Annotated in this window: 19 protein-coding genes, 1 other RNA gene and 1 riboswitch; of the genes, 2 read left to right on the top strand and 18 right to left on the bottom strand. The window is 54.4% G+C overall.

What is annotated here, in order from left to right; translation table 11 throughout:
- Positions 1–235 precede the first annotated feature (235 nt).
- The 16 genes from L6439_RS28830 to rpoE form a co-directional block, all read right to left on the bottom strand.
- On the bottom strand, positions 236–490 hold the full coding sequence (locus L6439_RS28830; RefSeq protein ID WP_237096974.1) for a pro-sigmaK processing inhibitor BofA family protein: 255 nt from the start codon (positions 488–490) through the stop codon (positions 236–238).
- 10 nt (positions 491–500) lie between these two features.
- On the bottom strand, positions 501–773 hold the full coding sequence (locus L6439_RS28825) for a DUF2508 family protein (RefSeq protein ID WP_168183001.1): 273 nt from the start codon (positions 771–773) through the stop codon (positions 501–503).
- 154 nt (positions 774–927) lie between these two features.
- Positions 928–1,527 carry a recombination mediator RecR gene (recR, locus tag L6439_RS28820; protein WP_006679016.1) on the bottom strand — a complete coding sequence of 200 codons (600 nt, stop codon included), beginning with the start codon at positions 1,525–1,527 and terminating at the stop codon, positions 928–930.
- Positions 1,528–1,757: 230 nt separating this feature from the next.
- Positions 1,758–2,069 (bottom strand): YbaB/EbfC family nucleoid-associated protein, encoded by a 312-nt coding sequence (locus L6439_RS28815; protein ID WP_168183002.1) that lies wholly within the window; start codon positions 2,067–2,069, stop codon positions 1,758–1,760.
- 37 nt (positions 2,070–2,106) lie between these two features.
- Positions 2,107–3,870 (bottom strand): DNA polymerase III subunit gamma/tau, encoded by a 1,764-nt coding sequence (dnaX, locus tag L6439_RS28810; RefSeq protein WP_213471445.1) that lies wholly within the window; start codon positions 3,868–3,870, stop codon positions 2,107–2,109.
- Positions 3,871–3,998: 128 nt separating this feature from the next.
- Positions 3,999–5,147: an ATP-binding protein gene (locus L6439_RS28805; RefSeq protein WP_168183004.1), complete on the bottom strand. Its 1,149-nt coding sequence runs from the start codon at positions 5,145–5,147 to the stop codon at positions 3,999–4,001.
- A 182-nt stretch (positions 5,148–5,329) separates the two neighbouring features.
- Positions 5,330–5,596, bottom strand: an RNA gene (ffs, locus tag L6439_RS28800) — signal recognition particle sRNA large type.
- A 43-nt stretch (positions 5,597–5,639) separates the two neighbouring features.
- Positions 5,640–6,275, bottom strand: coding sequence for a hypothetical protein (locus tag L6439_RS28795; protein WP_213471444.1), 636 nt, complete (start codon positions 6,273–6,275; stop codon positions 5,640–5,642).
- 2 nt (positions 6,276–6,277) lie between these two features.
- Positions 6,278–7,249: a helix-turn-helix transcriptional regulator gene (locus tag L6439_RS28790; protein WP_213471443.1), complete on the bottom strand. Its 972-nt coding sequence runs from the start codon at positions 7,247–7,249 to the stop codon at positions 6,278–6,280.
- 152 nt (positions 7,250–7,401) lie between these two features.
- Entirely contained in the window at positions 7,402–7,599 is a 198-nt protein-coding gene (rpmE, locus tag L6439_RS28785; RefSeq protein WP_168183007.1) for a 50S ribosomal protein L31, read from the bottom strand.
- A gap of 162 nt (positions 7,600–7,761) precedes the next feature.
- Complete coding sequence (rho, locus tag L6439_RS28780) at positions 7,762–9,054, bottom strand: transcription termination factor Rho (protein WP_168183008.1); 1,293 nt, start codon at positions 9,052–9,054, stop codon at positions 7,762–7,764.
- Positions 9,055–9,345: 291 nt separating this feature from the next.
- Positions 9,346–10,599 carry a UDP-N-acetylglucosamine 1-carboxyvinyltransferase gene (locus L6439_RS28775; protein WP_168183009.1) on the bottom strand — a complete coding sequence of 418 codons (1,254 nt, stop codon included), beginning with the start codon at positions 10,597–10,599 and terminating at the stop codon, positions 9,346–9,348.
- Between the two features lie 156 nt (positions 10,600–10,755).
- Positions 10,756–11,610 (bottom strand): class II fructose-1,6-bisphosphate aldolase, encoded by an 855-nt coding sequence (fba, locus tag L6439_RS28770; RefSeq protein WP_213471442.1) that lies wholly within the window; start codon positions 11,608–11,610, stop codon positions 10,756–10,758.
- 248 nt (positions 11,611–11,858) lie between these two features.
- Entirely contained in the window at positions 11,859–12,260 is a 402-nt protein-coding gene (locus L6439_RS28765) for a response regulator (protein WP_168183011.1), read from the bottom strand.
- 216 nt (positions 12,261–12,476) lie between these two features.
- On the bottom strand, positions 12,477–14,078 hold the full coding sequence (locus tag L6439_RS28760) for a CTP synthase (RefSeq protein WP_168183012.1): 1,602 nt from the start codon (positions 14,076–14,078) through the stop codon (positions 12,477–12,479).
- A gap of 490 nt (positions 14,079–14,568) precedes the next feature.
- A complete protein-coding gene (gene rpoE, locus L6439_RS28755; protein WP_168183013.1) occupies positions 14,569–15,114 on the bottom strand; it encodes a DNA-directed RNA polymerase subunit delta in 546 nt (181 codons plus the stop codon).
- 387 nt (positions 15,115–15,501) lie between these two features.
- On the opposite strand from rpoE, the gene L6439_RS28750 reads away from it, so the two are divergent.
- Positions 15,502–16,656: a S8 family peptidase gene (locus tag L6439_RS28750; protein WP_213471441.1), complete on the top strand. Its 1,155-nt coding sequence runs from the start codon at positions 15,502–15,504 to the stop codon at positions 16,654–16,656.
- 800 nt (positions 16,657–17,456) lie between these two features.
- On the top strand, positions 17,457–17,795 hold the full coding sequence (locus L6439_RS28745) for a hypothetical protein (protein WP_213471440.1): 339 nt from the start codon (positions 17,457–17,459) through the stop codon (positions 17,793–17,795).
- Positions 17,796–17,901: 106 nt separating this feature from the next.
- Here L6439_RS28745 and tenA read toward each other — a convergent pair whose 3' ends face one another.
- Entirely contained in the window at positions 17,902–18,600 is a 699-nt protein-coding gene (gene tenA, locus L6439_RS28740) for a thiaminase II (RefSeq protein ID WP_213471449.1), read from the bottom strand.
- 131 nt (positions 18,601–18,731) lie between these two features.
- A riboswitch (TPP riboswitch) is annotated at positions 18,732–18,836 on the bottom strand.
- A gap of 117 nt (positions 18,837–18,953) precedes the next feature.
- Complete coding sequence (gene cstA, locus L6439_RS28735; protein ID WP_213471439.1) at positions 18,954–20,750, bottom strand: carbon starvation protein CstA; 1,797 nt, start codon at positions 20,748–20,750, stop codon at positions 18,954–18,956.
- Positions 20,751–20,917: the final 167 nt, after the last annotated feature.

The following is a 20,917-nucleotide window of genomic DNA, read 5'->3' as shown; positions in this document are numbered from 1 at the left end:
ACAATTATTCGTTCAAAAGCCGTCTATAAAGCTTCTAAAAGCTTTTATATCTTTCTTTCTCACGTTGTCGTTGCGTTCAGCAGCGACCTTTATAATATATCACATTCGAACGTTCTTCGTCAAGCATTTTTTTAAATATTTTTTTCGATGTCTTTCGACATCTTTCAAATGCTTGCCTCGGTCTCTCGAAGCGACGCTTTATAATTTATCACAGACGTATATAGCAAGTCAACAACTAAATCATAACCATTTTCAAGAAAATAATCGCGGCCAAGCCAGGCACTCCAAGCAACCCGACCGCAGATAACGTAACCGGGTTGACAGGCACATATACGTCAACCGCCATGCCAGTCGTATTCACGATATACAAAAGCACGAAGGCCGCCGTGCCATGAAGGAGGAAGTTCATGATTCCCCGCCAGGCCAACCGTTGACGCAGCAAGACGAACAGCAGCGCTGCCGCCGATACGATGAGTACGCCGATCATCATCCATTTCACTTTACGTCCACCCCTTCCCCAGCTTGAGTGCATGCAGTTCATTCCGTTTTGCTTTTTTGATGAGCATGGCCACACGCTTCTCGGCCGCTTCCAGCGTAAAGATCGCATAGTCGACCTCGTCATCGCCCACCGCATACTGGAATCGAGAATGGGCGCGTTCCCACTCCCGAAGCGCCTGTCTAATGTCATCCATTAACTGCTCATGCGCAATTGCCTCCGCCACTTCCTGCTTGTGGCCCCCGGAGAACCAACGCTTGATCGTCAGCCATCGCACGTTCCGTCCCTCCCCGCTCCTTGGTATAACTATGGTTATGGGAATCGGGACAAGACTAGAACCGAAAATGCTGACAAAAAGCCCCTGGCTGAATGCCAGGGGCCGGGATCGCTCATGCTATGTTATACTGCGCCGCAATGTCCAATGCATGACCTTACTGAATTTCCCGCCGTCCTTCCAATGCCTTGGACAGCGTCACTTCATCGGCATATTCCAGGTCGCCGCCAACCGGCAAGCCGTGGGCAATGCGCGTCACTCGGATACCGAAGGGCTTCACCAGACGGGATATGTACATCGCCGTCGCTTCCCCTTCGATATTCGGATTCGTCGCCAAGATCAATTCCTTCACCCGCTCATCGCTTAGCCGCTTCAACAATTCGGCCAGACGGATATCCTCCGGCCCAATCCCCTCCATCGGAGAGATTGCGCCCTGCAGCACATGATAATATCCCTGGAACTCCTTCGTCCGTTCCATGGCCACCAGATCCTTCGTCTCCTGCACGACGCAGATGACGGACGGATCCCGGGTCTTGTCCTGGCAGATCCTGCACGGATCCGAATCGGTTATATTGCAGCATACCGAGCAATATTGCAGATTGCGCTTCACGTTGACCAACGCTTTGGCGAAGTCGATGACATCATCTTCAGGCATGCGGATGACGTGGAACGCAAGGCGGGCAGCCGTCTTGGGCCCAATGCCCGGCAAGCGGGAAAATGCCTCGATCAACTTCGCGATCGGTTCTGGATAATACAAGGCTGCCTCTCCTTTTCAATGGCATAGGATGCAGACGCCGCTCTCGCGAACCGGCTATCCGCGCGACAGACTCCGCAATACCGAAATCTCCGCTCCTATAGAAAATCGTTCAAAAAAGGCCGGTTTTCAACGCCGAGAAGGCTTTAAAAACTCGATGCGGACTTTTGGAACGGCCTCTACAATAACAGAAGGGCATATACCGAATGGTATATGCCGAACATGTCGCCTTATTAGAACAAGCCAGGAATTTTCATGCCGCCTGTAAATTTGGCCATATCGTCATTCGCCATATCTTCTGCTTTGGTCAGCGCGTCATTGACAGCGGTAATCACGAGATCTTGAAGCATTTCGATATCTTCCGGATCAACGACTTCAGGCTTGATGACAATGCTGAGCACTTTTTTGTGGCCGTTCACTTCAACGGTGACGGCGCCGCCGCCGGAAGTCCCCGTCGTCTTCTTGTCAGCCAGTTGCTCCTGGGCCTTCAGCATTTGCTCTTGCATTCTCTTGACCTGTTTCATCATTTGATTCATATTGTTCATCGCTGTAATTTCTCCTTTTTTACATAGAATAATATAATTACTCTTTTATGACAACGAGGTCCTCCCCGAACATGTGGAGTGCCTCGTCAATCCAAGGTTCTTGCGCCGATTCTGCTTCGGAACCTTCCGGCTCCAGCCGGAACGCCGGCTCTTCCTTCTCTCCGGCCGACCGCTCCGCCGCCTCTTCCCAATCCTTCAGCATCATCGTATCGAGCTGATATGGCTTGCCGAACACTTCGGACAGGACGCGTTCAATCACCTGCTTGTTGTTGGGCTTCTCGGTCGTATCGCGGTGAATCGTGTTTTTGAAGGCGACCAGCACCCGATCTTCCAGTGCCGATACAGGCTCCCCATTGACAAGCCAAGCGTGAATCGTGACGCCGGCTTCCTTCACTCGCTGCAGCACCTGTCCCCAATTGGAGCGGATGCGGTTCGATTCGGAGGAATCCTTCGAGGCGGTATACCGTTCGAAATGAGGCGGCTGCTTCGCCATCCGCGACACCCGCGCAGGCGCTCTGGTAGCGGCCGGGGCACGTTCGGGTTGCCCCCCGTCTGAACGCCCGTCCGGCATTCTCCCCTTCGCCAATTCATTCAGCTTCGCTTCTAATGACGCAACTTGACGCTGCAATTGTTGCACGACGGAAGAAGATCCCACCGCATCGGAACGATCGGCCTGCCGTTCAGCCGCCTCCGGGTGGCTTGTCAGCGCTCCCGGTTGATTCTGCACCGCTAACTGCAGCAGGGCTACCTCGAATAACGTTTGCGGCTGCACCGCATATTTCATGTCCGTCTGATACCGGTTCAAGGTATCGATAATCCGGAATAAGCTCGCCGCTTCAAAGGCATCGGCCAGCTCCCGGAACGCTTCCACACGCGTCAGGCGATCCGTCATCCCTTGTCCGTCCGGCACCATCTTCAGCATCAACAGATCGCGGAAAAAGTAGAGCAGACTCTCCATGCATTTGTCCGCGCTCTTCCCATCCTGCATCATCGACTCCACCGTGGCGAGGACAGATCCCACATCTCCGGCTTGAACGGCACGGGCAATGTCCGCGAACTGTTCCTCCGGTATGCCCCCGGTAATGTCCAGCACTTGCCGGTAGTCAAGCCGGCCATCGGTGAAGGATGCCGCCTGATCCAGGAGGCTAATCGCATCGCGCATGCCGCCATCCGACAGCTTCGCGATATAGATTAGACTGTCCCGGTCTGCCTCAATTCCCTCATCCCTGCACACTTGCTCCAGACGGGATACCTGTTCCTCCAGCGTCACTCTGCGGAAATCAAACCGCTGGCACCGGGAGACGATGGTCGCCGGCAAGCGATGAGGTTCCGTCGTGGCCAGGATGAACATGACATGAGCGGGAGGCTCCTCCAGCGTCTTGAGCAGGGCGTTGAAGGCCTCCGTCGTCAGCATGTGAACCTCGTCAATGATATACACTTTGTGGCGGACTTCGGAAGGCGCGTATTTCACCTTTTCCCGAAGATCGCGAATTTCTTCCACGCCCCGGTTGGATGCGGCGTCGATCTCGACGACATCCATGACCGCGCCGGCGGTTATGCGCCGGCAGGCTTCGCATTCATTGCAGGGCTCCGGACCCGGACCCTGTTCGCAGTTGACCGCTTTGGCCATGATCTTCGCAGCAGTGGTCTTGCCGGTACCCCGGGGACCGCTGAAAAGGTAGGCATGCGAAAATCGCCGCTCACGCAGCGAGTTTTGCAATGTCTGAATAATATGCTGTTGTCCGACCATGTCACCGAATGACTGTGGCCGCCAAGCGCGATACAATGCAATATGTCCCATGCTGTAACCTCGAGAGCGTTTTTCTTATTATACTATATCACAAATTGTAAAAAAACAGCCATTCCCTCTCTTTGGCAAACAGGAAAACGGCTGTTCTTGACTCCTATTATGTTCGAAAGGACGGCGATTTATGGGGCCGGGAACGGAAAATAAAGGGTGAAAGTCGTGCCGTAGCCTTTGGTCGATACCCGTATGGAACCGCCCAAATCGTGAATAATCCGCTGGCAGACCGACAATCCTAGGCCTGTGCCGTTCGCCTTGGTCGTGAAGAACGGATCGAAAATTTTATCGATAATGTAGCAAGGGATGCCCGGACCCGAATCCTGAATGTCGATCAGAACCCGCTTGCTCTCGTCATCCCGTCTTGCCGTCACGTTCAACACGCCGCCTTCGCTCATCGCTTCGATTCCGTTTTTGGCAATATTAATGAAGACCTGCTTGAGCAGCTCGCGGTCGCCGATGACCAGGGGCAGCGGCTCGTCCGCCTTATAGTTCACCTGAACCGCATGAAGAACCGCCTCATTCTGAATGATAGGCAAAATCTCGCCCAGCACCTGGTGGAGATTCACCCGCTCTATCGTCAGATGCTTCGGCTTGCTCAGCAGCAAAAACTCGCCGACCAATTCGTTGATCCGGTTAATCTCGGTCAGCATAATATCGGTGTAATGCACTTCCTTGATCATGCCATGCTCATCGAGCTTTTTTTTGAACATCTGCAGGAAGCCCTTGATCGAGGTTAACGGATTCCGTATCTCATGAGCCGTTCCAGCCGCGATCTGGCCGATCATGGCCAGTCTGTCGCTCCGCTGTACCTGCTCTTCGAGCGACCGCAGATTGGACACATCCTTGAGCAGCACGTATGCGCCAACAATCCGATCCTGCTCATCCCGCAGCACATTCGAGTCCATCAGCAGCTCATAGCGATCCGAACCGTTGATCCAGGAGACGGCATGGTTATGGGTGACCACGCCTTCGAGAAGCGACCGCTGCACAAGATGGTACTCCGTCGGCATCTCTCCGAACAGATCATTGACCCGGCGATGCAGCACTTCGGACTTGGTCCATCCGAGAATCCGGCATGCCATGTCGCTAATATCCACCAGGCGGAACTGGACATCGAGCAGCAGGATGCCCAGGTTGACGTCCCGCAAAAAAGCACCCGCAAACTGCTGCAGCAAATTCAGCTTTCCTCGCTCCTGATCCTGGCCCTCTGTCGATCCGGCAGAGGAGAGGGTACACGCTTGCTGAGAACCAAGAGGCCGATTCAATTCCGTCATAGGCTCACCTCATCGTAATATTGCGCCCATCTCTACCGCTCCCTCTTGATGCTGGGAGATATGTATAGTATTCCGTACACGCAAAAAAAATCCTGCCTCGTTACTTTAATATTTGAGCATATCCTCATAAATGGGGAACAAAAAACACCGATTCTCTCGGTGTTGGACATTCGATATGGGAACCGTGCACCTGTTATTGATATTGTGATCCGAGCGGCACCTTCGCCTTACAGCTCAGGCCAGGCTTCCCTCCGGCACATGAAAAACCCTACTTATGGCTGCTTCCTTCCGGACCTGACCAGATTCATAGGTATTCATTGCGAAGGACCCAGCCGTCAACACCAAAGACGAATACCAAGCCTCACATCAACAAGACCTCTAACAGGAATTCAACCTCGCTATAGCGGATTGCGAGTTACAGGGCACCGCTACCTCCCCGTCTAGCACGGCATAACTTAGTATAGACGATCTGTGCCGAAAGTGCAACCGAAGTCAATTCTTTACAGCTTCACGGTCCTCCGCCGCTTCCTTCTCCATCTTGGCTTCGGCTTCTCTTAAGCCCCATAACAGCAGCGTGGCGGCGGCGCTTATGAAGCCGCACAGCGCATATGCGCCTATATGCGTATTGTCCAGCGGATACATGCCAAGGAAGGCGCAGGCGACCAGCACCATCCACGCAGTCCCGAATCCGATCCAGAACGGACTGAAGCTCAATCTGCGGCCGATGAACAGCAGATGGAGACAACCGAAGCCTATAATGATGCTGTATGCGACAAGCAGGCTCAGCCATGCCAGAGCCGGACTCACAACCGTCTGCTCCGGCCAGCCCCATGCCGGAAATGCTCCCTTTGCCAGGACAAGCATTCCATAGATGACGCCCCACACGACGAGCGCTCCCGCCATGGACAGCAGGCTATCGGCGGCAAGGCCGGAGAGCTTCCTCCGGTATATCGAATGGCTGCCCCGTTCCGCCTGTATCCAGGCTTGATAGCGCCGCTTCCCCCACACCTCTACAGCGGCGGCCAGCACCAGCATCGATCCGGCGGCAACAAGCAATGCGGGCGAGAGGTCGCCCCGAAGAAGCCGGATCAGATATCCGAAGCCGAAGCCGAACAGTTTTTCTGCCATTATTAGATGTCACTCCTGCCCGGGGCCGGGATATCCGCCTCGAAGTCGAGATTGACCGGGCCGGCAGGCAGGGATTGACCGAGCTCCGGCAGCATATCGGTAACCGGGACGGTCTCGTCGACCTCCTCGAAGCGCAATCCGTCTATCCAGATCTGTCCCGGTCCGCACAGCAACGCCCCGAAGGCAATCGCCTCCGCCTGCTCGGGCACGTCCAGCACGATCGTGTACAACGCCCATTCGGTCGTTCCCTGTATCGGACGGGTGGTCATGTTGTCGAAGGCAAGCACCTTCTCGTCCGGCCCGTCCACGCGCACCCACATCCCTGCATGCTGGATAACCCGCTCCGATTTCAAAAAACCATTAAGCCGGATTCTTCGTCCTCGATATTGTCCTGCATCGAACATCTGCATCAGCGTCCCGAAGCCGTCCGGCTTGGCCGAAGCATCTCCACGCAGCGTGCCTGAAGCCTTGCCCCGGTGCACCTGAACCCGATCGATGCCTGCCTTGTATTCATGCGGGTAGAGCCCGGTAATCATCCACCCTCGGGGCGCAGTCTGCGGAGCCCGCAACGGGTTAGACGGCTGCGCATCGTCATGAAATGCATCACTCACCATCGATCCCTCCTCCGTTCGATGAAATATCCGGAAGCCGCTCCGGTATTGGTGCGGCGTCATGCCGTAGGCGCGCTTGAACGCGCGCGTGAAGGAGTCCTGCCCGGCGAAGCGGTATTCCAGCGCGATATCCAGAATCCGTTTGTTCGTCCGGAGCAGATCGGCTGCGGCCCGGGCGAGACGCCGCTCCCGCAAATAGGAAGAGGCACTGTACCCCAACTGTCTCTGGAATACCCGATGCAGGTGAGATCGGGACACTGCCGTGTGGCGGGCTACATCATCAAAGTTCACATCATCGGTCAGATGCCGTTCAATATAGGCCACCGCGCGGCATATCCACCGCTCATGCTCTCTTCTCCCCATGCGGACACCTCCTTCCTTTGACACCCCGGCTCTCTTCTCTATCATATCCGGCCGGATAGGGTGCGGTTTTGACATTTTGTGCTCAACGGCGCGTCGGCACAAAAAAATAAACCCTCCCGCTGTCACCAGCAAGAGAGTCTATATTTAACGTATTACATGCCATATTTCTTCTTAAATTTATCCACACGACCGCCCGCATCAACAAACTTCTGTTTTCCTGTGAAGAACGGATGGCAAGCCGAGCACACCTCTACTTTCAGGTTTTCCTTAACCGAACCTGTTTCGAACGTATTACCGCATGCGCAAGTTACCGTAGTAATGTGGTATTTTGGTTGAATCGCTTCATTCATTCGAATTCACCTTCTTTCCGCCCTGAGCCCTTTGCGTTCCCAGAGTTATATAGAACAATAATGAATTATATCACGGCCCGCCCAACAGCGCAACCAAAAAGTAGCGTATCGGGAAGAGCCATAGCTTCTGTCCGTCTCATCGAAGCTGGTCCCGGAACTCTATTAGCTGACCGAAGTGCTCCGGGTACGGCGCGTCGGCGTCGGCGTGTTGCCGTTCGCGTCCAACGTAGCCAGGAATTCCGTGTTCGTCTTCGTATCACGCAGCTTTTTGAGGAACTGATCGATGAATTCCGGCGTTTCGTTCATATTTTTCCGGATCATCCACAGCTTGTCGAGCTCTTCCTTCGACAGCAGCATCTCCTCCCGGCGCGTGCCGGAGCGTCGGATATCGATCGCCGGGAAAATGCGCCGTTCCGCCAATTTGCGATCCAGGTGCAGCTCCATGTTTCCTGTGCCTTTGAATTCCTCGTAGATGATATCATCCATGCGCGACCCGGTCTCGACCAGTGCCGTCGCCAGAATGGTCAGGCTGCCGCCTTCCTCGATATTGCGCGCCGAACCGAAGAAGCGCTTCGGACGGTGGAAGGAAGCCGGGTCGATACCGCCCGACAGCGTCCGGCCCGATGGGGGAATAACCAGGTTATAGGCCCGCGCCAGCCGGGTGATGCTGTCCAGCAGGATAACGACGTCCTTCTTGTGCTCCACAAGGCGAAGGGCCCGCTCAAGCACCAACTCGGCCACCTTGATATGATTTTCCGGCACTTCATCGAATGTGGATGCCACGACTTCGCCCTTGACGGAACGCTGCATGTCGGTGACTTCTTCCGGGCGCTCGTCGATCAGCAGCACGAACAACTCAATTTCAGGATTGTTCTCCGAGATGCTGTTCGCGATTTCTTTTAAGAGCAACGTCTTCCCGGCCTTAGGCGGCGCGACGATCAAGCCGCGCTGTCCCAAGCCGACAGGAGCTATCAAATCCATAATCCGTGTTGAAATGCGGGATGGGGAAGTTTCGAGCACCAGCTTCTTCTGCGGGTAAAGAGGAGTTAATGCAGGAAAGTGCAGCCGTTGCGCGGCATCTTCTGGATTTTCGCCATTCACGGCATTAATCTGGAGCAGACCGAAATAGCGCTCGTTCTCTTTTGGAGGGCGGCACTTGCCTGAGACGACATCCCCCGTTCTCAGATCGAATCTACGAATTTGCGACTGCGAGATATAAATATCTTCCGCACTCGGCAAATAGTTAATCGGCCGAAGGAAGCCGAAGCCTTCCGGCAGAATGTCAAGAACGCCTTCCATGAACATGTAGCCGCCCTGCTCCGCTTGCGCGCGCAAAATCGCGAAAATCAGTTCTTTTTTCTTCAATTGACCATAGCCCGGAATCTGGAACTCCTTCGCCAGCTTGTATAATTCGGTCAATTTCTTCGTTTCCAAATCGGAAATTTGTAAATCCATGAATACAACTCCTATTCTGTTATGAAATGCGGACAATGTCGTATCAATAAGTCCATTTCCCTTTATTCAACGCGGGAATACAGCAGTTGCTCTTTTATCTGTGTCATGGTATTGATGGGCTGTTTCACCGGAAAGAAATCGTGGACGGAATGAAGATGAGAAGATGGTGAGCCAGAAGCAGCCAATTCTTCGTCATAGGTTGATATACTGTAGAAATAGAACTTATGTCTCTGTATGGATTGTGCCCATATCAATCTATTATTAACCTATCTTTACCCCAACAGAATCGATTTATTCCACCTGACGCCATACATCGGCGCCAAGATTTCGCAAATTGGACACGAGATGATCATACCCGCGGTCGATAAATTCGACTCCTGAAATCTCCGTGACATCGGTCTCTACCGTCAAGCCGGCAATAACGAGCGCAGCCCCGGCACGCAGATCGGACGCCCTCACCTTGGCCGCATTCAGCTGTGTTCCCTCGATGACGGCGGTTCGCCCTTCCACCCGTATTTTGGCCCCCATGCGGGCCAATTCCGGGACATGCTTGAAGCGGCTGCTGTACACGAGATCCGTCAGCATGCTGACCCCCTTGGCTTGCGTAAGCAAGCTGGTCATCGGGGATTGGAGATCCGTCGGAAATCCGGGATATACAAGCGCCTTCACATCGATGCTGTTGTATTCCGGCTGCCCGATCACGCGAAGCGACTCATCGCCTTCAATGACGCGCACGCCCATTTCCTCCAGCTTCGCCGTAAGGGCTTCCAGATGTTTAGGAATAACGTTATCAATCAAAATATCGCCGCAAGTGGCCGCAGCCGCAATCATATACGTTCCCGCCTGAATGCGGTCCGGAATAATCGAGTGCGTGCAGCCGCGCAGGCTGTCCACGCCTTCAATGCGGATCGTCTCCGTGCCCGCCCCCTTGATGCGGGCGCCCATCGCATTAAGCAGTGTGGCAACATCTATAATTTCAGGCTCTTTGGCCGCATTTTCTATAATCGTAGTGCCCTTGGCGCGCGAGGCCGCAAGCATAATATTAATAGTCGCCCCTACACTGACGACATCCAAATAGATCTTGGCGCCGCGAAGTTCCCGCGCGTAAATATGGACGGAGCCGTGATCGTTCGTCACCGTCGCGCCTAAAGCTTCAAAGCCTTTGATATGCTGATCGATCGGGCGAGGCTCGAAATTGCAGCCGCCCGGCATGCCGATGGTCGCTTCGCCGAACCGGCCCAGAAGCGCGCCCATCAAATAATAGGAGGCCCGCAGTTTTTTGACGGGTCCATTGTGCATCGGTACCGAAATCATCCGCGACGGATCGATGCGCAGACAGGAACCTTCCCAGCTAACCTGTCCGCCAAGCTCCGTCAAGATCTCCATATATGTGGCGACATCGCTCAGTTCGGGCAAATTATCCAGTACGACTTCCGTCTCCGCAAGGATTGCTGCAGGAATAAGCGCAACCGCGCTGTTTTTGGCACCGCTGATCTGAACGGAGCCTCGAAGCGGCCGACCGCCGCTAATCATTAACTTCTCCATGACAAGCCAGTTCCTCCCATGCGTTGCTGACAACCCCGATAGCCGGCGACATCCGGCCTTATATCGGCTCCCCATAATGCAAAAAGGGAAGAACACCGGCGAACCGGTGCTATTCCCGCATTCGTAAACGTAGTATTAACTATGGAATTGCGCTTGTTACGCTTGGTTGTTGCTGCCGAACAAGCGAATTTTGGCGCGAACGACTTCCACCATCGCTTTACGAGCCGGAGTCAAATATTTACGAGGATCGATCATGTCGGCATCCTTCGCCAATGCTTCGCGAATCGCAGCCGTACAAGCAACTTGATTCTCGGTGTTCACGTTGATTTTGCCTGCGCCTGCCGCGATTGCCTTGCGGATGGATTCGTCAGGCACTCCGGAACCGCCGTGAAGCACGACTGGCACAGGAATTTTGGAAGCTACTGCTTCAATGATATCGTAGTGAAGTTTTGGCTCGCCATTGTACATGCCGTGAGCCGTACCTACCGCAATCGCCAGCGCGTCTACGCCCGTTTCTTCGTAGAAACGGATCGCTTCTTCCGGCTTAGCCAGTTGGGCGGATGCTTCATCCACTTCCAGGTCGTCTTCGACCCCGCCGATAGTTCCCAATTCGCCCTCGACGGATACGCCCATCGCATGAGCCGCTTTAACGACTTCCTTGGTCAAGCGAATGTTGTCTTCATATGCATGATGGGATCCGTCGAACATGACGGAAGAGAATCCTGCACGGATACAAGCCATAGCGACTTCAAATGTGCTGCCGTGGTCAAGATGCAAAGCGATTGGCAAGCCGGATTTCTTCGCAGCCGCTTCGGCCATGGCAACCGTATATTCCATTCCCATGTAACGCAATGCCCCTTCGGATACACCGAAAATAATTGGCGCATTCTCTTCCATGGCTGCTTCCGTAATCGCTTGAGTGAATTCTAGGTTGTTAATGTTGAATTGGCCCACCGCAAATTTGCCCGCTTTTGCTTTTGGCAGGAATTCGTTCATCGAAACTAATGGCATGGTCTCCATCCTCCTAAGAAGTTGTCTTTGTCTGTATTTCTGTAATTAGCCGACATCCAGTACGGTGTTATTATATCACATTTGACCGTAAAAAAGTAAACAACCTCTTGACAAACCCTGCCGCTTCCGAGCCGCCATCCGACGGCCATTTCCTCGCTTCTTCCTTCATCTGCGCCCGCACAAAACAAAGAAGCCGGGTGTCAGCGCCCAGCATCGTCTAAACCTATGTCATTGCCTCGTCTATCGGGTCATGTCGTCATATTCGCCGGGTTCGCCGCCGAATGGTCCTGTTGCAGCGTCATGTTCACCGCCACTCTCATCTCGTCAATGTCGAACGGCTTCGTAAAATGCATGATCGCCCCGAGATCGGTCGCTTCCTTGATCATATCAAGCTCTCCGTAGGCTGTCATCATAATGACTTTCATCTGCGGCTCCATCTTCTTAATCTGCTTCAAAATTTCCAAGCCGTCCATGCCCGGAATCTTCATGTCCAGCAAGACAATATCCGGAGATTCCTCACGCACGATGTTCAATGCAACCTTCCCGTTGGAAGCTTGGTAGGTCGAGTATCCTTCACTGCTGAATACTTCCATCAGAAGAACCCGAATACCGTTTTGATCATCGACTATCAATACTTTCTTCTTCTCCAACTGGTACCCCTCCCATCGTGTAACACGAGCGAGTGCATCCGCTAAGACAGGCGTCGCCTCGTATGAACATGCTTTTTTTTCCAAAGCAAGAATAATGGTACTTATTCGCCTTGATATATTAAAATCCTGCTTGAAATACGGAAAAACATGAACTTCCCCTTATGAAGCGCAAAAAATAGGCGGAAATCCCCATAATGGGAGTTTCCGCCTGGATCATTATCCGCGGTGCGCCACGGCCGCCCGGACAAACTCCCGGAATAGCGGCTGCGGGCGGTTCGGACGGGAAGTGAATTCCGGATGGAATTGCACCGCCAGGAACCATGGATGATCGGCCAGTTCCACGATCTCGACCAGCCGCCCGTCAGGAGATGTGCCGCTGAACTTCAGACCGGCGCGCTCCATCGCTTCGCGGTATTCATTGTTGAATTCATAACGATGACGGTGGCGTTCATACACCAGCTCGTCCTGATAGCTTGCCATCGCAAGCGAATCTTCCTGAAGCTTGCACGGATACAGTCCCAGACGCATCGTTCCGCCCAGATCCTCGATATCCTTCTGTTCAGGCAGCAGGTCGATCACCGGATAATCGGTCGATGGATTAATCTCCGAACTGTTCGCTCCCGTCATGCCCAGCACGGAACGGGCATATTCGATAACCGCCACCTGCATGCCGAGGCAGATGCCGAAGAACGGAATCTTCTGCTCGCGCGCATAGCGGATCGCGGATACTTTGCCTTCAATGCCGCGGTCTCCGAAGCCGCCCGGCACCAGAATGCCGTGCACGCCCTCGAGGCGCTCCCGCGCATTGTCGTCGGTAATCTCCTCCGCGTTCACCCAGCGGATGTTCACTTCGGTATTCGCATCGAATCCCGCGTGCGCCAAGGCTTCGACGACAGACAGATACGCATCGTGCAAAGCGACATATTTGCCCACAATCGCAATCTCGACTTGTCCCTGGAGCTGCTTCACGCGATCGACGAGCTTAATCCATTCGGTCATATCCGGCTGCTTCGTCTCCAGCTTCAAATGGTTGACGACAATGTCGTCCATGCCTTGATCGCGAAGCATCAACGGCACTTCATACAAAGTGGAGGCGTCGCGGCATTCCACCACGGCATTGGCATCAATATCGCAGAAGAGCGCGATCTTGCGCTTCAAGTCCTCGGACAAGGCGTGCTCTGTCCGGCATACGAGCATGTTCGGCTGAATCCCGATGCTCCGCAGCTCCTTCACGCTATGCTGGGTCGGCTTCGTCTTCACTTCGCCGGCAGCCTTGATGTATGGAATCAGAGTGACATGGATGTACATGACGTTGTCGCGGCCGACATCGCTCTTAATCTGGCGAATGGCTTCCAGGAACGGAAGGCTCTCAATATCGCCGACCGTGCCGCCGATCTCGGTGATGACCACGTCGGAACCGGCTTCCTTGCCGGCGCGGAAGACGCGCTCCTTGATCTCGTTCGTAATATGCGGAATGACTTGAACGGTGCCGCCCAGATATTCGCCGCGGCGTTCTTTGGAGATGACCGAAGAATAAACCTTGCCGGTCGTAACATTGCTGTTCTTCGACAGATTGATGTCGATGAATCGCTCGTAGTGTCCGAGATCGAGGTCGGTCTCTGCTCCGTCATCGGTGACGAACACTTCGCCGTGCTGATACGGGCTCATCGTGCCCGGATCTACGTTAATATAGGGGTCGAACTTTTGGATTGTAACCTTCAGCCCCCGATTCTTCAGCAATCTTCCCAGGGACGCTGCCGTGATCCCTTTGCCTAGAGAAGATACAACGCCGCCCGTCACAAAAATATACTTTGCCACTGGTGAAACCCTCCTATGATCAAATGCATACAAGACATGTTCTCGGGAGGCTTTGACTCTTGAGTCAGGGTTCGAAGAAATCACATGGTGCCTGATATTATCGTAACCCAATTGCACGAGAAAAATTGATGAAAAAATGTCAATAAAAAATAAAAAAGTGACTCCCGTAGTGTCACGGGGCACTTTCATCTTTTAGCGTCAATCAACCTATTCAATTACAAACAAATCAAAAGCCCATATGCTAGTTTACTCTGTAGGACATGCCGTGTCAAGGGAACGTTTGCGGATTTTCCAGCCAATTGATCGGGGCCTCGCCACGATCCAGATTCCCCCAGCGCAAGGAGGGGATTTCCGCCCATTCCAGGGGCAGCGGCCCGGCTCCGGTCCACATCAAAAACCGTTTGCTTATCTTCCCGCCGAAGCGCCTCGGAGGAGATCGCCCGGGAAACATAAGCAAACGGTCCGTCACAGCCGCTGGCTCGGATTACGATTACCGATCGGCATCCTCGTCCATATCCGGCTCTTCCTCATCGTCAGGATTGTCTTCATCGATCTCTTCATCATCGATAATGACTTCCTCTTCTACTTCCGCATCCTCTTCTTCATCCACATACATGTCTTCCTCGTCTTCGCCGTCTTCGTCCACGAAGTCGAAGTCTTCCTCATTGTTGTAGCTGTCATCCTCTTCGACGAACATATCGTCATCTTCCAGATCATCGTCGTCGTCGTTAATGATGCGAGGACGCTTCGTGCCCATCGACTCTTCCGAGCGATCGACAGGATACCAGCGCTTCAAGCCCCAGAGATTGTTCCCTACGCACGCGAAGCGGCCATCAATGTTGATTTCCGTATATAACTGTGCAATGACATCATTAATTTGCTCTTCGCTGAGTCCGCGAAGCTTCGCAACTTCATTCATCAGATCACGGTAGTAGAAAGGCGTGTTGGCTGCTTTCAAGACGAGGAAAGCAATATCCACCATCGGCATTTCTTGCACTTTGTCGGGATCCAACTTCAATTCCAACGGGGTGCTCATAAGGACACATCCTCTCTCAAAGGTTCAAACGGATAACTACGATCATATCCAGTTTCACACCTAAGTAAAACCGATTTTCCATGAAAAAGCAAGTTTTCGCGGCGCGGACAAAAAAATGCCACATGTCTGTCTCCCTTCGCTTCCATTGAGAGAAAAAAGAAACGCGAAGGGCATCCCTTCGCGTTCGACTGTATCCGCACCACAGAGAGGTTTACACCTCGTCTACCGTGTGCAAAGCCCTTCGCCGGCTCTTCTTCATCCTATGTCCGCAGCCGCCTTTTGACACGGGAGAAGGCCTAACTTTCGCAAAAAAGGCAGCTACCCCAGTCCACCCTCCTCCCCTTGGCATACGATACCCCACAAGGAATTGTCGGGAGGGACTCGACATTGGATATGACGGCCTTATTGCACAGGTTGCTTCAAGATATGTCCTTCAGCGAACGGCCTCCAGCGAAGAAGTTGATTCGCTTCCATCGGCCGAAGCGGTTCGCCGCATTCAGCGAGGCGCTCCGCACGCTTCGCCGGGATCGGCTGGAGCTCCAGCATCTCCGCGAACTTCCGCTCATCCGCGCCTGGAGCTGCCCGGTTCCCGAATCGGTTGCACAGCTGCTGTCACGGTATCCGAACGAGTTCACGATAGAGGACGACGCGTTGATCGCGATTCAGGCCGCTTCCCACAGGCCGGTCTCCTGGGAACGGGGGATTCCGTGGGGCGTGCGGCAGATCAAGGCTCCGCAGGCATGGGGAATGACCACAGGCCACCGCGTGCACATTGGCGTAATCGACACCGGGGCCGATTACCGCCATCCCGATCTCCGCCAGTCGCTGATGCGGGGAGTCAACTTCGTTCACCGCGGCATGCCGCCGTATGATGACAACGGTCATGGGACCCATATTGCGGGCACGATAGCTGCGGCCAATCAAATGTACGGCATTATCGGCGTGGCTCCCCGCGCCTTAATCCATCCCGTGAAATCATTTGATGAGAATGGGGCCGCTTATGTGTCTGATATTATCAATGGTATTGAATGGTGCGTCCGCAACGGGATGCACATCATTAATATGAGCTTCGGCATGAAATCCCGCAGCAAGTCGCTGCTGCAAGCGGTGACCCAGGCCTATCAATCCGGGGTCACCGTCGTCGCTTCATCCGGGAACGACGCGAAGCGCAAATCCATCGACTACCCGGCCCGCTATCCCCAGACGATCTCGGTCGGAGCGACCGATCGCATGCGGCGGATTGCGCCGTTCAGCAACCGGGGGCAATTCGTCGATATTTACGCCCCCGGGGAGAAGATCGTCTCCTCCTGGATTAAGGGGAAGTATCACGAGATGAGCGGCACCTCGATGGCCACCTCGCATATCAGCGGCGCGATCGCGCTTCTGCTTGCCATGCGGCCGCGCTTGAAGCCGGGCGAGATCAAGGCCCTGCTCCGGCGGACAGCGAACCCGGTTCGCGGGCGCAAGACCCGCAACCTCCAAGCCAAGCCGCCGGGCGAGGTAGATGTGATGCGGCTGCTGAAGGAAGCCGAGCGGCTGTAGCGGTCGCCGGGGCGTATCCCGGCGCGGGCCGGAAGCGGCTGGGAATGGGCTGTGCGCATGAATCGTCCCCACCGGAATGATGGACGGCCAAGTGCGCCGCCCGATCCGCGCTCCCCGCGAACGGGCCCCAGGAGGGCTATTCCCGTTCCGGCGAGGCAGTAACGTCCGAGGCTGTGGAACGTTGGACTTCCGCTCTGCGCAATGCCGGGCCTCTGCTCTGCTGAGCACTGGACTTCCGCTCTGCGGGAATGCCGCAGCGTTCCTCGGAACCGGGTCACAGGCTCGGATCTCCATACAATGATGCAAAACTGCAGCTTTGTCCCCCGTTGCCGCGTCTTGCAAAAGAAAATCCGGCAAATATACAACAATCACCGGGGAATTTCTGCTCAAACCCGAATTTTGTCGGGAAAATGATGTACATTTGCAGGAATGATGCTCAAACAGGCCCCGATCCGAGGCAGAATCCTGCATTATACAGGCGGTTGGAAAACCCCTGTTTTTTGTGAAGGGGTGGAGAAGGTCCATTTTCCTCATCCAAACTTTGGCTCTTAGAGCGTTTTAAATCGATTTTTTTCTACCGGGAGAAGAGATCCACATCACAGGTGAAAAGTCCCATAGACTACTCAATGGCCTGATTTTACGGGATCCAACCGACCGCGTCGGATGCTGGGGACATCATCGCCTTCAGGAAGCATTATCGGCCTGCTGGAAGCATTATCCGGCCTGCTGGAAGCATCGTTGCCTCCTGGGGCTTGGACGTGCGGAGGAAATTGCTGCTATTTTACAGGAATTTCGGCTTAATGAGTCCACATCCCGAGGAATTGCTGCAAATCTGCATCATTTTAGGCCCTTTTGCTTCAAGCCGAAGCGAAACGGGTGAAATTCCTGTAATTTTGCAGGATTCCGTTTCTGGAAAAGTCGTCCATATCGAATTGCTGTATTTCTGCAGGATTTCGCTTACCGAATCGGCGTGTCTAGAGAAATCGTGGAGTTTTGCGGATTTCGCCTGCCGGATGGGCGTGTCCAGGGAAATGGTACAGTTTTCGTCCGGTAGAAATGTCCATTTTCCTGTTCAAAACTTCTTTCTCAACAGCCTGATTATAGCAGGAATTCGGCGTTCCACCACGGCGATGACCTGAATTCACTTCCTTTGCTTGGTGACGACCGTATTCGTCATATTATAGACGAGGGAGCGCCGTCCCTTGATGCCTCTTGATGATATGGGGAGCGGCTGCCCCCTTGGATTCACGCCCGCACCGCTTCCGCTTCCGTGACAGGCGCCGGCCAGTCCTCCAGCCTATAGGCCATGTCCCAGAACAGATATTCCAGCCGGCAGCTGGTCAGAAAATGCTCCTCCAGCTGCCGCTTCCGGGCGGCGGACAATGACTCCGCCCATCCATCAAGCAGTCCGCGAAGCTGCATCGTTATCCCGCTCTCCCGATCTCCATAAAAATGCATCCAATCATAGAACGGATGGGACGAATCCGGCTTCACTTCCTCGAGCAGCCTGCGGCCGATCTCGGTATACGTCCAAGGGCAGGGCAGCAGTGCCGCCACGATATCTTCCCGCGTTCCTCCATGGGCAACCGTCAGCATATGGTTGACATAGTGATTCGCCGACGGGGCCAGAGGGAAGCCTTGCAATTCTTCGTACGTCACCCCGGCGACGTCGCAAAAATTTTGATGCGGGTGCGTCTCGCTGTCCAGAATAAACGAGATTTGCTCGTTAAATAGAGCCATCGCGGCGCGGTGGTCGCATTTGGAGATCGCAATCCCGTATACCCGGATAAAAGCGTTCAAGTATTCAAAATCCTGCTTGACATAGTGAATGAGCTGTTCCTTCGCCAACGTCCCTTCCGCAATGCCCCGAACGAACGGGTGGGCAAAAATCGCCGCAAAAATCGGATCCGCCGTACGCCGGAGTTCTTCGGTAAAACAGGCCATACTCAGCACCTCCGCCTCATTTTCGATGAAATCCAACTGAAGGGCGCCCGGCGCAGCCATACGAAAAAGCCGCCCCGAAATGGAGCGGCTTCGTCAAGTCATCTTGAAAACAGAGCTTTAACTCGAACCTGTGAAGGCCGTCTCCACTTCCCTACGCCGGTATTAACCGGATCAGGTTCAAAGGGTCCAAGCGTCTCTTGTCTCAGCCGCCTTGCGCGGCTCCCCCAGCGGATTTCGTATAAAGTTCATTGTCACGTCTTACTTTAGCTTTGATTGCCAATCTTGTCAAACTATTCTTCCCGATTTACTGCCCGCTCGATGAAGCCCCTGCCGGACCAGCGATCCTGAACCGTTTATGTGACGCTAATCGGTTCGAGCTTCGCCCGCGGCCCGTTCCACAGTTCGATCCACTTCTTGATGGCGGATACCATGATGACGATGCCGAGCACCAGCATAATGATGGACAGCACGGCGTTCAATACGCTGTACCCGGAAGCGGACGGGTTCAGATACACGTTCTTGACCATCCAGTAACCGGCATAGTTAACCGTGACGAACAAGTAAGCGAGCGGAATGAGACAGGTCAGCATGTATCTCCGCTTATCCGCGATGTTCAGAATGACCGTCGCGCCGATGATGAGCCCAATCGATGCCATCAGCTGATTCGAGACGCCGAAGAGCGCCCAGACGGAGCCGATATCGCCCGAGTACAGCAGATATCCCCACATCAGACAGGCCAAGGCGCTGGCGAAGATGGAGCCGGGCACCCAATCGACCTGCTTCAGCGGCTTGTAGATGTCGCCGAAGAAATCTTGAATCAGATAGCGGGCCACCCGCGTGCCGGCGTCAATCGCCGTCAGAATGAAGACCGCCTCGAACATGATCACGAACTGGAAAAAGTAGGACGATAAGTGGCTGAACCACGGAATTTTGGTGAAAATGTACGTCATGCCGACGGCCAAGGTGACGGCTCCGCCGGTCCGCCCTTCGAGATCGAGGCCGATCTGCTGCGCCAGCTCCGGCAGATGCACGGTAGACATTCCGAGTGTCTTGAATACTTCCGGCGCCGAATTAATCGCGAAATAATCGGCCGGCTGGAGCGCCGCTGCCGCAATAAGCGCCATAATTCCTACCAGCGATTCGACAAGCATCGCCCCGAAGCCGACGACCTTGATGTCGCTCCAGCGGTTAATCATCTTCGGCGTCGTGCCCGATCCGACGAAGGCATGGAAGCCGGATATGGCCCCGCAGGCGATGGTGATCGAGATGAACGGCCAGACCGGGCCGGCCAGTATCGGGCCGCCTCCGTTCACGAATTCCGTGAAGGCCGGGAACGGGATCGCCGGGTTGATAATGAAGACGCCGACGATAAGCGCGATGAAGACGCCGATTTTCATGAAGCTGCTCAAGTAGTCCCGCGGCGCCAGGAGCAGCCAGACGGGCAGGGCCGCCGCGAAGAACGCGTAGACAGGCAGCAGGATGGCCAGCGTCTTCGTATCCAGCGTCAGCCAGTCGCCAAGGACGGTTCCTTGGATCTGGGGTCCAAGAAATACGCCGGCCATGAGCAGAATGAAGCCGATGGTGGACGCAAGCTTCAGATTCCCCGTCTTCTTATAGAACAAGCCGACGCCCATCGCGATCGGAATCGTAATCCCGACGGCGAAGGTGCCCCATGGGTTATGATCCAATGCGTGAAGCACGACCATCGAGAGCCCGGCCATCGTGATGGTAATGATGAAGAGCATCGCCAGGCCGGTGCAGAAGCCGGCTACCGGACCGAGCTCGTCCTTCGCGACCTCGGATAGCGACTTCCCTTGCTTGCGCATGGAAGCGAACAAGACGACCGCATCATGCACCGCCCCGCCGATGACTGCGCCGATGAGAAGCCACAGCAGGCCGGGCAAATAACCGAACTGCGCCGCTAATATCGGGCCGACGAGCGGCCCGGCCGCCGCGATCGCGGCAAAATGGTGCCCGAAGGTGACCCATTTGTTGGTAGGGACATAATCTTTGCCGTCATTCAGTTCATGGGCCGGGGTCGGCTTGGAATCGTCCAGCTTCAGCACTTTGGCCGCCATGAACGTTCCGTACAGCCGGTACGCGATCATCAGGATGCATATCGATCCGATTACAATCGTTACCGCATTCATGTGTACCACTCCCTGCAATCGTTTTGGAGTCATCATACAATATGAAAGCTTGCCTGCTTCGTTTTCATGACAGAATGCGATAGATGCCGACTCAACTGCAAAAAGGCCCCCTCGAAATGCAAGCGATTGCACCCCGGGTCCGAACCCGCCGCCACCGCCATCGGGAC

Origin of the sequence: Paenibacillus dendritiformis (assembly GCF_021654795.1) — a bacterium.
Taxonomy (GTDB): domain Bacteria; phylum Bacillota; class Bacilli; order Paenibacillales; family Paenibacillaceae; genus Paenibacillus_B.
Note: the sequence above shows the minus strand (reverse complement) of the source record. Positions and strands in the feature narration are given on the sequence as shown.